Consider the following 16,194-nt stretch of genomic DNA (forward strand, 5'->3'; position numbering starts at 1 on the left):
ACGTATTACTTGGCGGCGGCGATGGACCGCGGGCCGCGCGACAACGCGACCACGCCGGACTGCACGATCTCCCGAATACCGTACGGGTCGAGCATCCGCAGCAGTGCATCCAGCTTGGACTGGGTGCCCGTCGCCTCGATGGTCACCGACTCCGGCGATACATCCACGACCTTGGCGCGGAACAGGTTCACCACCTCGATGACCTGCGCCCGCACCGTCGCATCGGCGCGCACCTTGACGAGCATGAGCTCGCGGGCCACCGAATTCTCCTCGTCCTGTTCGACGATCTTGATCACGTTGATGAGCTTGTTGAGCTGCTTGGTGACCTGTTCGAGCGGAAAATCGTCGACGGTGACGACGATTGTCATGCGCGAAATACCCTTGAGCTCCGTCTGGCCCACCGCCAATGACGCGATGTTGAAGCCACGACGGGAAAACAGTGCAGCGACGCGGGCGAGCACACCGGGACGGTCCTCGACCAGAACGCTCAGGGTGTGGGTGCTGGTCATCGTGACCCTTCCTGCTCCGCAGTGTCATCATCGTCGAACAGCGGCCGGATGCCCCGGGCCGCCTGGATCTCGTCATTGCTGGTGCCCGCCGCGACCATCGGCCACACCTGGGCGTCGGCACCGACGATGAAGTCGATGACCACTGGGCGATCGTTGATGGCCCGCGCCTCTTCGATCACCTTGGCCACATCCTCTTCACGCTCGCAACGCAATCCGACGCAGCCGAGCGCCTCGGCCAGCTTCACGAAATCGGGGATGCGACGCGAGTGCGTCGCCAGGTCGGTCTGCGAGTAGCGCTGGTCGTAGAACAGCGTCTGCCACTGCCGAACCATGCCCAGGTTGCCGTTGTTGATGAGCGCCACCTTGATGGGCACGCCCTCGATGGCGCAGGTGGCCAACTCCTGGTTGGTCATCTGGAAGCAGCCGTCGCCGTCGATGGCCCACACCTCGGCCTCGGGCCGCGCCATCTTGGCACCCATGGCAGCGGGCACCGCGAAGCCCATCGTGCCCAGGCCACCGGAGTTGAGCCAGGTACGCGGGTTCTCGTACTTCACGAACTGCGCGGCCCACATCTGGTGCTGCCCAACGCCCGCCACATAGACAGCGTCGGGTCCGGCGATCTTGCCCAACGTTTCGATGACGAACTCCGGGCCCAGGCTGCCGTCGTGCTGTGCGTCATATCCCAGCGGGTAGGTCGCACGGATACCCGAGAGGTACTCCCACCACTCGGACAGGTCGGTGGTCGCGCCGGTCGCGCGGTCATTCCGGATGGCTTCGGTCAGCTCGGAGATGACGTTCTTCACGTCCCCGACGATCGGCACATCCGCGTGGCGGTTCTTACCGATCTCGGCGGGGTCGATATCGGCGTGAATCACCTTGGCGTCCGGCGCGAACGAGTCCAGCTGCCCGGTGACGCGGTCGTCAAAACGCGCGCCCAGGGTGATCAGCAGATCGCTGCGCTGCAGGGCTGCCACCGCGCCGACGGTGCCGTGCATCCCGGGCATACCCATGTGCAGCTCGTGGCTGTCGGGGAATGCACCGCGCGCCATAAGGGTGGTGACGACGGGGATGCCGGTCAGTTCGGCCAATTCCTTGAGTTCCGGGGATGCGTCCGCGCGTATGACACCGCCACCGACGTACAGCACCGGACGCTTGGCGGCGGCGATGAGCCGAACCGCCTCACGGACCTGCTTGCCATGCGGCTTGGTGACGGGCTTGTAGCCGGGCAGATAGATCTGCGGCGGCCAGCTGAACGTGGTCTGCGCCTGCAGCACGTCCTTGGGGATATCGACGAGCACCGCACCGGGACGACCACTCTGGGCGATGTAGAAAGCCTCGGCGATGACCCGTGGGATGTCCTCGGCGTTGTTCACCAGGAAGTTGTGCTTGGTGATCGGCATGGTGATGCCGGAGATGTCGGCTTCCTGGAAGGCGTCGGTGCCGATGAGGCCCCGCCCCACCTGCCCGGTGATCGCGACCACCGGGATGGAGTCCATCTGCGCGTCGGCCAACGGGGTGACCAGGTTGGTGGCACCCGGGCCGGAGGTGGCCATCATGACGCCGACCTTGCCGCTGGCGTGGGCGTATCCACTGGCGGCATGCCCACCACCCTGCTCGTGCCGCACCAGGACATGCCGGACCTTCACCGAGTCGTACAGCGGGTCGTACACGGGCAGCACCGCACCGCCGGGAATACCGAAGATGACCTCGACACCGAGCTCCTCAAGCGACCGCACTACCGACTGCGCGCCGGTGACACGCTGGGGTGCGACGGTGTTCGCTTCCGGAGCTGCTGCTGGGGCCGGCCCAGAAGCAGAAGCCGGCTTGGGCTTTGCAGGTGCACTCATGGTCTGTCCTCTTGTTATGTCCGTACTGAAAACCTATGGCAACAAAAAACCCCCGCCAGCGGTCTGCTGTACGAGGGTTGCGCGTCGAGTGTGCGCGAGTTGCCTTGGACTCGGGCTACGCGTCGACGCGCATACCGATTACTACGAGCAAGGCGGGGTTGTTCACACCGCGTACGGTAGTCGTTTCTGGAGGTCCGAGTCAAATCCCTGCTAGAAGCGGCTTCGCCGAGCGTGAGGCCACTGGGTTCTGGGCCGAATTCTCGTCCTGGCGTCACCGTCGGGGACAATGGATGGATGACCGAGGAGAAGCGCACAGTCATCAGGACATCGCCGATGGCGCATTTCATGTCCGGGTTCCTGGCGCTCGGCATCCTGACGTTCGTCCTGTATCTCCCGGTCCTCGCGCCGCTGCTGCTGATCCCCGCCGCCATGTCCTATGCCATCTTCCGGTATCGGACCGCGGTCGATACCGAATCGGTGCAGGTACGAACACTGGCAAGCACTCGGACGTTGCCGTGGACCGAGGTCAAGGGCCTCGGATTCGACAGGCACGCCTGGGCACGCGCCGAACTCGTCGACGGCACCTCGCTGCGTCTTCCGGCGGTCACCTTCTCGACGCTGCCGATCCTGTCGGCGGCCAGCAATGGCCGGGTACCGAATCCGTATCAAGGGGTTCAGCGCTAGGCAGCCAATCGGTCCTGCATGCCCCACGGTGCACCGAAGGTATTGAGCCGGTCCAGGAACGGGAGGCTGTCGAAGGCCTCCGGTCCCAGCACACCGGTGCCGCTCCATGCCCCCTCAGCGAGCAGTTCCAGGGCCACCACCGGGTTCACGGCGGTCTGCCACACGACGCACTGCGCACCGTCGCGTGCCATGGTCCACTCGTTGTCGACGACGTGGTGCAGGTAGACCTCGCGGGGCTTGCCGTCCTTGCCGGTCCCGGTCACCCACAGACCCGCACAGGTGGCCCCGCGCATCAGATGCCCCAGCCCGGCCGGGTCCGGTAGGCACGCCGCCACCACATCACGAGGACTGACCGCGGCGGCGCGGCCGTCGGCGTGCACGCTGACCGGGTCGGTGCTGTCCAGCCCGACCAGACGCAGGGTGCGCAGCACGTTGATGAATTCGGCGCCGAGGCCGTATTTGAATGTCACCCGCCGGGCGTTCACCCAGCGCGGCATGAGCACCACTTCCTCGTGCTCGACGTTGACGCATTCGACGGGGCCGATGCCTCCGGGGAAGTCGAAAACCTCCGGTTCGCTGAACGGTTCGGTGGTGAAGAACCCCTTGTTGCGTTCCCAGATCAGCGGCGGATTCAGGCATTCCTCGATGGTCGTCCAGATCGAGAACGACGGCGCGAATCGGTATCCCTGCACCTCGAGATTGGATCCGTCGCGAGTACCCAGCTCGTCGATCTCGGAGAACAGATGATCGGCGGCGTACCGCGCGAACACGTCACTCAGGCCCGGCTCGACCCCGATACCGACCAGGGCCAACAACCCTGCGGCTTCCCACTTTTCGGCCGCGGCGAACTGTTCATCGCCGAGCATCACCCCGGGCAGTTCGTACGGCCGCTCCGGATGACGATGCGACAGGCTCATCGCCATGTCGAGGTAGGTCACGCCTGCCGCGAAACACCCGTCGAACATACTCATCACGAATCGAGGGTCGACCGCGTTGAGCGCGTGGGTGATTCGATGCTCCCTGCACAGCGCCGCGACATCATCGGCGCAAGAGGCGTCGATGCGAGCAGCCGTGAACCGTGGATCACCGAGTCGATCCACCACCGCCTGCGCCCGCGCCATGTCATAGTCCGCGATCACCAGCGCCTCGAAGAACTCACGGCGGGCCGCGATGAACGCCGCCGCGCTGCCCACTCCGCCGGCACCCACGATAAGAATTCGCATGTCTATAACCGCGCCCAGGCCTCGGTGAGCACTCCGCGCAGGATCTGCTCGATCGCATCGAACTCCTGCTTCCCCGAAATCAGGGGCGGTGCAAGCTGAATCACCGGGTCTCCGCGGTCGTCGGCGCGGCAATACAGGCCCGCATCCCAGAGCGCCGCAGACAGGAAGCCGCGCAGCAGTCGCTCACTCTCCTCGCCGGTGAACGTCTCCTTGGTCGTCTTGTCCTTGACCAACTCGATTCCGTAGAAGTACCCCTCGCCGCGCACATCACCGACGATCGGCAGGTCGTGGAGTTTCTCCAGGGTGGCCCGGAACACCGGCGCGTTCTCATGCACCCGATCGTTGAGGCCCTCCCGTTCGAAGATATCGAGGTTGGCAAGAGCCACCGCCGCCGAAACGGGATGTCCGCCAAAGGTATATCCGTGCGGGAAGGTGGTCTTACCGTCGTTGAACGGCTCGAACAGACGGTCCGTGGCGATCATCGCCCCGATCGGCGAGTATCCGGATGTCATGCCCTTGGCGCAGGTGATGATGTCCGGCTGATACCCGAAGTCCTCGCAGGCGAACATCGATCCGATACGGCCGAAGGCGCAGATCACCTCATCGGATACCAGCAGGACGTCGTACTCGTCGCAGATTTCCCGCACCCGCTCGAAGTAGCCGGGCGGGGGCGGGAAACAACCGCCCGCGTTCTGTACAGGTTCGAGGAAGACCGCCGCGACCGTATCCGGCCCCTCGAATTCGATCGCCTCGGCAATCCGGTCGGCGCAGTAGCGCCCGAACGCCTTGGGATCGTGGGCGTATGCCTCCGGGGCCCGATAGAAGTTGGTGTTCGGTGCGCGGAATCCGCCCGGGGTCAGCGGTTCGAACGGCGCCTTGAACGCCGGCAGACCGGTGATCGCCAGTGCGCCCTGAGGGGTTCCGTGATACGCGATGGCACGCGAAATCACCTTGTGCTTACCCGGTTTCCCGGTCAGCTTGAAGAACTGTTTGGCCAGCTTCCACGCGCTTTCCACCGCTTCTCCCCCGCCTGTGGTGAAGAAGACGCGGTTCAGGTCGCCCGGGGCGTACCCGGCGATGCGATCGGCCAACTCGATCGCGGTCGGGGTGGCGTAGGACCACAGTGGGAAGAACGCGAGCTTCTCGGCTTGCCGGGCGGCGGCCTCCGCCAGTTCGGCGCGGCCGTGCCCGGCCTGCACGACGAACAATCCCGAGAGACCGTCGAGGTAACTCTTACCCCGGTCATCCCAGATCCGCACTCCCTCACCGCGCGTGATGATGGGCGGCGATATGCCCTCACCATGCCGGGCGAAGTGACCCCACAGGTGGCGGGACGCCTTTTCCTGTAGGTCGCCGGAGATCTCGTGTGCTACATCGACGGTTGTCACCGTGTACCCCAATTGTATTGTTGTTTCACTAGTTTCAGATAAACCAGGGTTTCCGTGGAGGTCACCCCGGGCACGGCACGGATCTGCTTGTTCAGCAGAACCAACAGGTCGTCATCGTCCTCGCAGACCACCTCGACGATCGCGTCGAAGGTTCCGGCAGTGAGCACCACGTAGTCGACCGCCTCCAGCTCCGCCAGCCGGTCGGCCACCTCGGTGGTGTCACCGGAGCATTTGATGCCGATCATGGCCTGGCGCGCGAACCCCAGCTGCATGGGATCGGTGACCGCCACGATCTGCATGACACCGGCGTCGATCATGCGTTGCACCCGTTGACGCACCGCCGCCTCCGAGAGGCCCACCGACTTGCCGATGGTCGCGTATGGGCGCCGCCCATCCTGCTGGAGCTCCTCGACAATCGCCTTGGAAGCCTCATCAAGCTGGAATGCCGCAGACCCGTTACCGGGATCGGCGACCCGCAACAAACGTCTCTTCGTGTTGGCCACGAGCTCGATTGTGCACGGATTCCGTCATCTATTGCAATGTTTTACGACGAATTACCGTTAAGAGCGGACGATTGACGATGGAATCCGTGGCTTAAAGCACCGATTTTCGATACCGTGGCCAGGTGAGCGCACCGAGCAGCTGGATCAATGGCCGCCCAGTCACAACCCGCGGCGATACGTATCACGTGATCAACCCCGCGACCGGGACGACCGTCGCCGAACTAGGCCTCGCAACCCCTGCCGATGCCGATGCGGCAGTGGCGGCGGCCAGAGCCGCGGGGCCGGGCTGGGCCTCCTCAACCCCCGGCGACCGTGCCACTGTCCTGGCCAAACTGGCCGCCGGCATGGCGGCCAACGCGGACACACTGGTCGCCGAGGAGGTCTCCCAGACGGGTAAGCCGGTGCGCCTGGCAGCAGAGTTCGATGTGCCCGGCAGCATCGACAATGTCGAGTTTTTCGCCGGTGCCGCAAGACATCTGGAAGGTAAGGCAACCGCCGAATATTCGCCCGACCACACCTCCAGCATCCGCCGAGAGGCCGCCGGGGTGGTCGCCACCATTACCCCGTGGAACTACCCGCTGCAGATGGCGGTGTGGAAGGTGCTGCCCGCACTGGCGGCGGGGTGCACGGTGGTGATCAAACCCAGCGAGCTGACACCGCTGACCACACTGACCCTGGCACGTCTGGCCACCGAGGCCGGGCTGCCCGATGGCGTGCTCAACGTCCTCACCGGACGCGGCGACGACGTGGGCGGCGCACTCGCGGGCCATCCCGATGTGGATTTGGTGACCTTCACCGGTTCCACGGCCGTCGGCCGAAAGGTCATGGCAGCGGCCGCCGTTCATGGCCATCGGACGCAGTTGGAGCTCGGCGGCAAGGCCCCCTTCGTGGTGTTCGACGACGCCGACCTGGATGCCGCCATTCAGGGCGCGGTTGCCGGCGCGATCATCAACTCCGGGCAGGACTGCACGGCCGCTACCCGGGCGATCGTGGCTCGCGATCTGTACGACGACTTCGTCGCCGGAGTGGGCGAAGTGATGAACAAGATCGTCGTCGGCGATCCCCTGGATCCGAACACCGATATCGGACCGTTGATTTCGGCCCCCCACCGCGCCAGGGTGGCGGGCATCGTGGACCGCGCCCCCGCCCAGGGTGGCCGAATCGTCACCGGCGCAAGCTCACCGGATCAGCCGGGATTCTTCTACCGGCCCACCCTGATCGCCGATGTCACGGAGGCATCCGAGGCTTACCGTGACGAGATCTTCGGCCCGGTACTCACCGTGCGTGCGTTCTCCGATGACGACGACGCACTGCGCCAGGCGAACGACACCGCCTATGGCCTTGCCGCCTCGGCGTGGACGCGCGATGTCTACCGCGCGCAGCGGGCCTCGCGGCAGATCAAGGCGGGTTGCGTATGGATCAACGACCACATCCCCATCGTCAGCGAGATGCCGCACGGCGGGTTCGGCGCGTCCGGCTTCGGCAAAGACATGTCCGACTACTCCCTCGAGGAGTATCTATCCATCAAGCACGTGATGAGTGATATCACCGGTACCGCCGAAAAGGACTGGCACCGAACTATTTTCGCGAAGCGTTAGGGCCGCGCGTCCAAGTTGTCGTTGATCAGCGCCGCGAGCCGGGTAAGGCTCGTGGTCATCGCACGACGATCGGCACCCGTCAGCTCTGCGAAGACCCCGTGCTGCCGCGCCCGAAAGGCCACCTGCGCGTCGGCCACCCGCGTGCGCCCGGCAGGGGTCAACCCCACCAGGACCAACCGGTCATCCGACGCCGAGCGGGTGCGCTCGACCACACCCCGTTCTTCTAGCTGCTTGAGCGCGCGCGTGGCCGTCGGCACCGCCACTCCTGCCGTCCCGGCCAGCTGACTCACCGACATCGAATCCCGGTCGAGTAGCGGCGCCAGCAGCTCGAGCTGCGAACGACTCATACCCGCCTGCGTACCCGCGGGCGATGTTCGGCCGCGGCGCATCGCGAAGTACAGCGCGTCGGTGGCCGCCACCAGCTCTTCGATCTCACGCGAACTGTTTCCGCTCGGTTGTCCTGGCACCCCGACAGTCTAGGCGTTAGCATGGCAATAGTTAGCATGCTAACGTTATTAACGAAGCCAACGAAAGGACACGGACATGCGTGTAGCGATCATCGGCGCCGGAATCGGTGGGCTCACCGCGGCAGCGGCATTGCGCGCCAACGATATCGACGTCATCGTCTACGAGAAGGCACACGAACTGCGCGAGGTGGGCGCGGGCGTCGTCATCGCGAACAACGGCCAGTGCGCACTCGATGCCGTGGGCCTTGGCGACCGGGTACGCGAGATCGGCACCCACATCGAGCGCACGGTGTGGAGCACCTGGCACGGAGAAGAAGTCCCGGTGCCGCCGGCGTGGCCGTCGGTCACTCCAGGACGCCCGGTGACCTCTCTGCCCGTGCACCGCGGCGAATTACAGCAGGCGCTGCTGGGCGCGCTACCCGCCGGTACCGTCCACCTCGGGCGCCCCTGCCAGGACGTGATCGAAACCGCCGACGGGGCACGCATTGTCTTCGCGGACGGCTCCGTGGAGCATGCCGACATCGTCGTCGGGGCCGACGGCATCCACTCGGTGGTGCAGCGTCCGGTAGCGGGCCCCGTCGAGCTGTCCAGCGAGGGCATCATGGCCTACCGCGGTTTGATTCCCGTCGAACGCCTCGATGCCTCCGTCGATCTCCGGCGGATGCAGATGTGGCTCGGCCCCGGACGCAGTTTCCTCATCTATCCGGTCTCCCAAGGACGGTTACTGAACATCGTGGCCTTCACAGCCACCGATCTCGATGCCGAGGAATCGTGGACGGCACCGGGTGATGTACGAGCCCTCGCGGCGGAATTCGCGGATTGGGCACACCCCGTTCCGGCCATTATCGACGCACTTCCAGAAACCTTTCGGTGGGGACTCTATGACCGAAAGTCGTTGAGCCGATGGTCAACTGACCGCATCACCCTTCTCGGTGATGCCGCCCACCCCGTGACCCCACACCTGGGCCAGGGTGCGAACATGGCGATCGAGGACGCGGTCGTGCTCGCCACCGTCCTCGCGGGCGCTTCGGTCACCGACGTGCCTCAGCGGCTGGCCTTGTACGAGTCCCTGCGACGCGACCGTACTAGTCGCATTCAGCAGAACGCACGCCAAGCGGGCTCGATCTACCGCGCCACCGATCTCAGTGCCCAGCAGCAAGCGGCTGGGCTCACCGCGATCCTGGCCGGTGACTGGATCCCCGACTACGACGCCGCTGCGGCAGCCGAGGCCGCACTGGCCTCGCTCTAATCCTTGGTGAACTCCTCGCCCGTCTGCGGATTCACCGCGACCTCACCCTCGGGGAGGTTGGACAGATCACCGGCGATGACGGTCTGTTGCGCCTCGACCGCATCGGGCACTCCGAAGTGGGCGGTGGCCCCGGCCGGAGCCAGCACCAGATCGGCGCTACGCCGCGGCAACGTCTCCCCCAGGAAGAACGGCGGCGCGGCCACCCGCCACAGCAGCATCACAACCACGCCGAGCGCCAGCGCGCCGATGCCGACCACCGCCACGGCCCCGAATCCGAAGACGGTGACGTTGTTGCCGGCGTCATCGATGAGCCAGTCGGGCTTGGCGTACTGAATCAGCCCGTAAGCGAAGATGACCGTCAGCGCGATTCCACCGAGCAACGGGATCGCACCTCGCATCATGAAGTTGCGAGCACTCTGCGTGAGTGTTCGACGGTAAAACCACACACATGCGAAGCCGGTGAGCCCGTAATAGAAAGCAATCATCAGACCGACCGATCCGATCAGCGCGGTCAGCAGGTTGGTGCTGATGATCGTAAAGAGCACGTAGCACGCGATCGAGACCGCACCCATAGCCACGGTGGAGGTGGTCGGCGTCAGATACGTGCGGTGGATCGAGGCGAACGATTCCGGCAGCGCCTTGTACACACCCATCGACAGGGTGGTGCGGGCCGTCGGCAGGATCGTGGTCTGGGTGCAGGCCGAGGCCGACGTCAGGATGGAGGCGGAGAGCAAGAGCATCCCCACATGCCCCAGGAAGCTGTCACCGAACAGTTCGGGACCGATAGCCGCGAACACATCCGCGGCATTCTCCTGATTACCCAGACCTATCCCCTCGGTGCCGACTCCCGCGAAGGCCACCGCGGCCACACTGACCAGCGCGTAGGTGGCCAGTAACAGGAATGTGGAGAGCACCGCGGCGCGCCCGGGTGTGCGTCCGGGGTCATCGGACTCCTCGTTGCAGGCCACCGCGGTATCCCAACCCCAGTAGATGAAGATCGTCGTCAGCACCGCGGGTGCGATGACGGTGCCGAAATCCATACCCCCGGGCCAGAACCAGGACAAGGACGGCAGCAGCGAGTAGGTCTCGGCGTTATGGGTGTAGACCTTGATCAACGCGATGATCGAGACGACGACCAGAACAACCATCTCTACCAGCAAGAGTCCGTACTGCAGGCGCACCGAGACTTCGATACCGCGGTAACAGATATACGTCATGATCACGATCCACAGAACGCCCGCCACTGTGGACCACAGAGTGCTGTCAGCCAGACTGGCCGCCGCAGACCAGCCCAGGTCGCCGACGAAAGTGAACGAGTAGGCGCCCGCGATCTGCGCCAGGTTGGCCATCACGATGACGTCGGCGGCGATGATCCCCCAGCCGCCCAGCCATCCGACAATCGGCCCGAAGGTGCGCGAGGCCCAGGTGAAGGTGGTCCCGCAGTCCGGTTCGGCCTTGTTCAGCTCCTGGTAGGCCACCGCGATCAGATAGATCGGGATGAACGAGATCAGCACGATGGCGGGCGCCTTGACACCGGCGAGCAGGGCACCACCGCTGGCGACGATCAGCCCCAGGGTGGCGGCCAGGCTGTAGGCCGGTGCCGTTGAGGCAAGCCCGACGACGACGCTGGAAAGCAGCCCCATCGCACCGCCCTTGAGTCCCTTGCTCTCGACGGGGGTATCTGAGCTCATACGCGTCTCCTCGCTCGGCGGACTGCGAGCAGAATACGTTTTCCGTTGACATTTCGCCCATCAAGAGCGGAATTCGTCATGAAAAATCGGTTTCGCACCGGATTCAGCAACAATGTCGTCGTTGCATCGGGGCACCGAATCGCCACCGAAACTACGGTTTACGCCGCATTTCTCGAGTGCCCGACACAGAACGCGGCTGTCGGCGCGAGAGGGTGATCTAGGCGAGCGGGTTCGTCCCGTTGAGGAACACCCAGATGGCAGCCGCGGCACCCAGCCCCAGCAGCAGCGCGGCGAAGGAACCCACAAACGGCCTGCGAGCCCAGCCCCTTCCGGCGTCAAACCCGTACCGACCAGGGCCGACGAGGATCACCGCGATGAGCGCGACGATCATCAACAGCTCGAACTCGTGCCCGTCGGGCCAAAAGATCGCGTACCGGTTCGCCTTGTCGGACACCATGTCGGACAGCAGCACATTGACCATGAAGGCCAGTCCGGCCGCGGCCGCCAGCGGCGTCAGCAGACCGAGTACCAGCAGGACTCCGGCGCCGAGCTCTGCGGTGACACCCACATAAGTAAGGATGTCGGCGTATTTGAAGCCGCGATCAGTCAGCGTCGATTCGAAGCCGTTGAGGCCGGTCCCGCCCCACCAGCTGAAAACCTTGCGCAATCCGTGCGCGATGAGCATCGCGCCGACCCCGACACGCAGCAACAACAGTCCAAGATCTTGGGTGCCGCGACGGTCGCCCGTCGGGTCCTGGGTACCCCACGGTGCGGCATGTCGCGCCTGCACCGCCTCGGAAGATATCTGGGTGGTGGCAGGTTCGGCATAGGGCAGCGGCGCTGGATCGTACAACGGTCCAACCTCTTTCACGTCGTGGGAGCTCGTCAGCTTTTCCCCCTGGTAATGCGGGATTGCCGTGGTCTCGAAATCGCCGCCATAGGTGGCCGACGGCACATCGTCTTCAGGGTCGACCAGTTCGGGCGGCTTACGCCACACCTGCGGATCGTCCGAATGACCGGTCACGGCCCAAGAGTAAGTCCATTGGAGGCCTGAATGTGGCGAGCAACGCCGTAAGGTCCGTAATCTTGCGGGCATGCTCATTCGCTGCCGGAGCCGCAGGGCCGGCGACATCCGGCCAAATCCCTCGACGGGACCGACCAATGAGCCATCGGGGAGAAGACTGTTTGTCGGTTCGGTGGCAGCGTTGGCCGGGACGGTGACCCTGCTCTCGGGTTGCGTGCGGTTTGATCCCACCCAGGATCAGCCGTTCACCGAGGTTCCCAGCCGCGGGATTGCCCAGACCACGACCACCCCGCCGCCACCGTTGCCGGGTAAACCGTTTCCCAAGCAGTGCGCCGCCGACGGTGTGATGCAGGGATGCCTGGAAGCCACCAGCGGGCTCATCATGGGCAGCGACGGCAAGACCGCTTTGGTCGCCGAGCGGGCGACGGGTGCCGTCAAAGAGATCGCGACGAGTGCCGAGCCGAAGGTGAAGACAACCATCCCCGTCGACCCCTCCGGGGACGGTGGACTGTCCGACATCGTGCTCTCCCCCTCATACCAGCAGGACCGGCTGATGTACGCCTACATCAGTACCCCCACCGACAACCGGGTGATTCGCATCGCCGATGGCGATGTGCCCAAGGACATTCTCACTGGAATTCCGAAGGGCCCCAACGGTAATGCCGGATCGCTGGCGTTCATCAGCCCCACCACGCTGGTGGTCCAGACCGGCACCGGCGGTAATCCGGCCGCAGCCAACGATCCGAACTCTCTGGCCGGCAAGGTGATCCGCATCGAACAGCCCACCACCATCGACCAGGCCGCACCGACCACCGCGATCAGCGGCCTCGGTGACGGCGGCGCGATGTGCGTGGACGCCGCCAACGGCACGCTGTATGTCACCGACCGCTCACCCGTCGGAGACCGGCTGCAAAAGCTGACCAAGGACGGCAAGATCACGACGGTGTGGACCTGGCCCGACAAACCCGGGGTGGCGGGCTGCGCCGCGTTGGACAGCTCGGTCATGGTCAACCTGGTCTTCAACCAGACCACTGTCGTAGTGCGCCAGAACCCGGAGACAGGTGCGGTCACCGGCGATCCCGAGGTGCTCCGACAAAAGGAGCAGCACGGTCACGTGCGCGCGCTCAAGCTCTCGGCCGACGGGAACGTCTGGGGCGGTTCCATCAACAAGGACTTCGGCACCGCCACCCCCACCGAGGACGTGGTGTTCCCACTGTTCCCGAAGGGCGGCGGATTCCCCCGCGCCAACGACGACCTGGACTAACTTCTCGCCGACTGTCGACTTTTCGCGGTGCTCACTCGCACTTTGTCGCGAGAAGTCGACAGTCAGCGTGTGATCAGGCCTGCCCGCAGGCCTTCAGCACCAAGTCCTTGACCAGCGCGGCGTCCGCCTGTCCCCTGGTGGCCTTCATCACCGCACCGACGATGGCGCCCGCGGCCGCCACCTTGCCGTCGCGGATCTTCTGCGCGACATCGGGGTTGGCCGCCAATGCCTCATCGACGGCGGCCTGGATCACCGAATCGTCGCGCACCACGGTCAACCCGCGGGCAGTCATCACCTGCTCGGGCTCGCCCTCTCCGGCCAGCACGCCATCGACCACCTGGCGCGCCAACTTGTTGGACAGCTTGCCGTCGTTGATCAACGCGGCAACAGCGGCCACCTGCTTTGGCGTGATGGGAAGTTCGGCCAGCTCGACCTCACGCGAATTGGCTTGCTGGACGAGGTAGTTGCCCCACCACGAGCGCGCCTCCTCGCTGCTGGCCCCCTCGACGACGGTGGCCTGCACAAGTTCGACGGCGCCGTTGTTCACCAGATCGCGCATCACCTCATCGGAGACACCCCATTCCTGCTGGATGCGCCCCAACCGCAACCAGGGCAGCTCGGGCAGGGTGCCGCGTAGCCGCTCGATCAGCTCGGTGCTCGGTGCGACGGGTTCCAGGTCGGGCTCCGGGAAGTACCGGTAGTCCTCGGCTGTCTCCTTGCGGCGCCCCGCACTGGTAGAGCCGTCCTGCTCCAGGAAGTGCCGGGTTTCCTGAATGACATCCTCACCCGCATCCAGAACAGCTGCCTGACGGCGCATCTCGTAGCGCACCGCCACCTCGACGCTCTTGAGTGAGTTGACGTTCTTGGTCTCGGTACGGGTGCCGAACTCGTCGGCGCCGGTGGGCATCAGCGACACATTCGCATCGCAGCGCATGGACCCGTGATCCATACGCACATCGGAAACGTCCAACGCGCGCAACAGGTCCCGCAGTGCCGTCACGTAGGCACGGGCGATCTCCGGAGCTCGTTCCCCGGTGCCCTCGATGGGTTTGGTGACGATCTCGACAAGCGGCACGCCCGCCCGGTTGTAGTCGAGCAGGGATTCGGTGGCCCCGGAGATGCGGCCGGTCTCGCTGCCGATATGCGTCAGCTTGCCGGTGTCCTCCTCCATGTGGGCACGCTCGATCTGCACCCGCCAGATGGTGCCGTCTTCGAGCGGAACGTCCAGGTAGCCGTTGAACGCGATCGGCTCGTCGTACTGGGAGATCTGGTAGTTCTTCGGCTGGTCCGGGTAGAAGTAGTTCTTGCGGGCGAACCGGCCCCACGGGGCGATCTCACAATTCAGCGCCAGCCCGATACGGATGGCCGATTCGACGGCCTTCTCGTTGACCACCGGCAGCGAGCCCGGCAGCCCCAGACAGACGGGGCAGATCTGGGTGTTCGGCTCCGCGCCGAATGTGGTGGGGCAGCCGCAGAACATCTTGGTGGCCGTGGACAGTTCGACGTGGACCTCCATGCCGAGCACCGGCTCGTATCGGGTCAGCACGTCGTCGTAGTCCAGCAGTTCTGTCATGCCGCGATCCTAATAGGTCGGCTTTGCCGCCCGAGGGCTGAGCTGGCCCTACCCGACGAACCCATCCTTCGAGCGCATACCGCACGTAGGTGAATCGCGAGAATCATCCACACCAGGTATGCGCTCGGCGAACCTGCCAGATCAGCCGAAGAACGCGGCAGCGTCCTCGTAGCGATTCTTTGGGACCAGCTTGAGATGACGGGTGGCCTCGGACAAGGGCACCCGTCCGATGTCCTGGCCCCGCAGCGACACCATCACCCCGTACTCGCCGGCATGGGCGGCATCCGCTGCGTTCACTCCGAATCGGGTGGCGAGCACCCTGTCGAACGGTGTCGGGGTGCCGCCGCGCTGCACATGGCCCAGCACGGTGGTGCGCACCTCCTTGTTGATGCGCTTCTCGATTTCCACGCCCAGCTGCTGCGCCACTCCGGTGAACCGCTGATGCCCGAACTCGTCAATTCCGCCGTCGCGTAACTCCATTGAGCCCTCGGCCGGCTTGGCGCCCTCTGCCACCACACAGATGAAATGCGAATCCCCACGCTGGAAGCGGCCCTTGATGAGTCGACACACCTCTTCCACGTCGTACGGCACTTCGGGAATCAATGTCATGTGCGCGCCGGAGGCCAGTCCGGAGTGCAGGGCGATCCAGCCCGCATGCCTGCCCATCACTTCCACCAGCATGACGCGCTGATGCGATTCGGCCGTGCTGTGCAACCGATCGATGGCGTCGGTGGCGATGGTCAGCGCGGTATCGAACCCGAAAGTGACATCGGTGCAATCGATGTCATTGTCGATCGTCTTGGGCACCCCGACCACGGGGACGTTCTCGTCGGCGAGCCAGCTCGCCGCGGTGAGCGTGCCCTCCCCACCGATCGGGATCAGCACATCGATCCCGTTGTCGTCGAGGGTCTGCTTGATCTGGTCCAGCCCGGCGCGCAGCTTGTCGGGATTGGTGCGCGCGGTGCCCAGCACCGTGCCGCCCTTGGTCAGCAGCCGGTCGTTGCGGTCGTCGTTGGCCAGCTGGATGCGCCGGTTCTCCAACAGACCGCGCCAGCCGTCCTGAAATCCCACGACCTGCGAGTCGTAGCGGTTGGCACAGGTCCGTACCACCGCCCTGATGACGGCGTTCAGCCCGGGACAGTCGCCGCCACCGGTAAGCACTCCGATACGCATA

At 65.0% G+C, this 16,194-nt stretch carries 14 protein-coding genes; 4 read left to right on the forward strand and 10 right to left on the reverse strand.

The window, feature by feature from the left end:
* Positions 1 to 5 precede the first annotated feature (5 nt).
* Together ilvN and MSTE_RS16240 are read right to left on the reverse strand one after the other, a co-directional pair.
* Positions 6 to 509 carry an acetolactate synthase small subunit gene (gene ilvN, locus MSTE_RS16235; RefSeq protein WP_096502721.1) on the reverse strand — a complete coding sequence of 168 codons (504 nt, stop codon included), beginning with the start codon at positions 507 to 509 and terminating at the stop codon, positions 6 to 8.
* The gene (locus MSTE_RS16240) at positions 506 to 2,356 is read right to left on the reverse strand and encodes an acetolactate synthase large subunit (RefSeq protein ID WP_096502723.1); all 1,851 of its coding nucleotides are present in this window, start codon (positions 2,354 to 2,356) and stop codon (positions 506 to 508) included. The genes ilvN and MSTE_RS16240 overlap by 4 nt, the downstream gene beginning before the upstream one ends.
* Before the next feature lie 294 nt (positions 2,357 to 2,650).
* On the opposite strand from MSTE_RS16240, the gene MSTE_RS16245 reads away from it, so the two are divergent.
* A complete protein-coding gene (locus MSTE_RS16245) occupies positions 2,651 to 3,040 on the forward strand; it encodes a PH domain-containing protein (protein WP_030094120.1) in 390 nt (129 codons plus the stop codon).
* Here MSTE_RS16245 and MSTE_RS16250 read toward each other — a convergent pair.
* From MSTE_RS16250 to MSTE_RS16260, 3 genes are read right to left on the reverse strand one after another with little or no spacing between them, the layout of a single operon-like run.
* Positions 3,037 to 4,263 (reverse strand): saccharopine dehydrogenase family protein, encoded by a 1,227-nt coding sequence (locus tag MSTE_RS16250; RefSeq protein WP_096502725.1) that lies wholly within the window; start codon positions 4,261 to 4,263, stop codon positions 3,037 to 3,039. The genes MSTE_RS16245 and MSTE_RS16250 overlap by 4 nt on opposite strands.
* A 2-nt stretch (positions 4,264 to 4,265) precedes the next feature.
* Positions 4,266 to 5,651: an aspartate aminotransferase family protein gene (locus MSTE_RS16255; protein WP_064409230.1), complete on the reverse strand. Its 1,386-nt coding sequence runs from the start codon at positions 5,649 to 5,651 to the stop codon at positions 4,266 to 4,268.
* A complete protein-coding gene (locus tag MSTE_RS16260; RefSeq protein WP_064409231.1) occupies positions 5,648 to 6,154 on the reverse strand; it encodes an Lrp/AsnC family transcriptional regulator in 507 nt (168 codons plus the stop codon). The genes MSTE_RS16255 and MSTE_RS16260 overlap by 4 nt, the downstream gene beginning before the upstream one ends.
* A 122-nt stretch (positions 6,155 to 6,276) precedes the next feature.
* Between MSTE_RS16260 and MSTE_RS16265 the strand changes: the two genes are divergently transcribed.
* Positions 6,277 to 7,752: a gamma-aminobutyraldehyde dehydrogenase gene (locus MSTE_RS16265; RefSeq protein ID WP_096502727.1), complete on the forward strand. Its 1,476-nt coding sequence runs from the start codon at positions 6,277 to 6,279 to the stop codon at positions 7,750 to 7,752.
* Here MSTE_RS16265 and MSTE_RS16270 read toward each other — a convergent pair.
* A complete protein-coding gene (locus tag MSTE_RS16270; RefSeq protein ID WP_096502730.1) occupies positions 7,749 to 8,219 on the reverse strand; it encodes a MarR family winged helix-turn-helix transcriptional regulator in 471 nt (156 codons plus the stop codon). The genes MSTE_RS16265 and MSTE_RS16270 overlap by 4 nt on opposite strands.
* A gap of 76 nt (positions 8,220 to 8,295) precedes the next feature.
* Here MSTE_RS16270 and MSTE_RS16275 point away from each other — a divergent pair, with 76 nt between their 5' ends.
* Entirely contained in the window at positions 8,296 to 9,468 is a 1,173-nt protein-coding gene (locus MSTE_RS16275) for an FAD-dependent monooxygenase (protein WP_096502732.1), read from the forward strand.
* Here the strand turns inward: MSTE_RS16275 and MSTE_RS16280 are convergent.
* Together MSTE_RS16280 and MSTE_RS16285 are read right to left on the reverse strand one after the other, a co-directional pair.
* A complete protein-coding gene (locus MSTE_RS16280) occupies positions 9,465 to 11,159 on the reverse strand; it encodes an APC family permease (RefSeq protein WP_064409234.1) in 1,695 nt (564 codons plus the stop codon). The genes MSTE_RS16275 and MSTE_RS16280 overlap by 4 nt on opposite strands.
* A 217-nt stretch (positions 11,160 to 11,376) precedes the next feature.
* A complete protein-coding gene (locus MSTE_RS16285; RefSeq protein WP_096502734.1) occupies positions 11,377 to 12,183 on the reverse strand; it encodes a DoxX family protein in 807 nt (268 codons plus the stop codon).
* A gap of 70 nt (positions 12,184 to 12,253) precedes the next feature.
* On the opposite strand from MSTE_RS16285, the gene MSTE_RS16290 reads away from it, so the two are divergent.
* Positions 12,254 to 13,447 (forward strand): PQQ-dependent sugar dehydrogenase, encoded by a 1,194-nt coding sequence (locus MSTE_RS16290; protein ID WP_096502736.1) that lies wholly within the window; start codon positions 12,254 to 12,256, stop codon positions 13,445 to 13,447.
* 73 nt (positions 13,448 to 13,520) lie between these two features.
* Here the strand turns inward: MSTE_RS16290 and gatB are convergent, their stop codons facing one another.
* Both gatB and MSTE_RS16300 read right to left on the reverse strand, forming a co-directional pair.
* The gene (gene gatB, locus MSTE_RS16295; protein ID WP_096502738.1) at positions 13,521 to 15,020 is read right to left on the reverse strand and encodes an Asp-tRNA(Asn)/Glu-tRNA(Gln) amidotransferase subunit GatB; all 1,500 of its coding nucleotides are present in this window, start codon (positions 15,018 to 15,020) and stop codon (positions 13,521 to 13,523) included.
* Between the two features lie 141 nt (positions 15,021 to 15,161).
* Positions 15,162 to 16,193 carry an ATP-dependent 6-phosphofructokinase gene (locus tag MSTE_RS16300; protein WP_030094131.1) on the reverse strand — a complete coding sequence of 344 codons (1,032 nt, stop codon included), beginning with the start codon at positions 16,191 to 16,193 and terminating at the stop codon, positions 15,162 to 15,164.
* Position 16,194: the final 1 nt, after the last annotated feature.

This window comes from [Mycobacterium] stephanolepidis (assembly GCF_002356335.1).
Taxonomy (GTDB): domain Bacteria; phylum Actinomycetota; class Actinomycetes; order Mycobacteriales; family Mycobacteriaceae; genus Mycobacterium; species Mycobacterium stephanolepidis.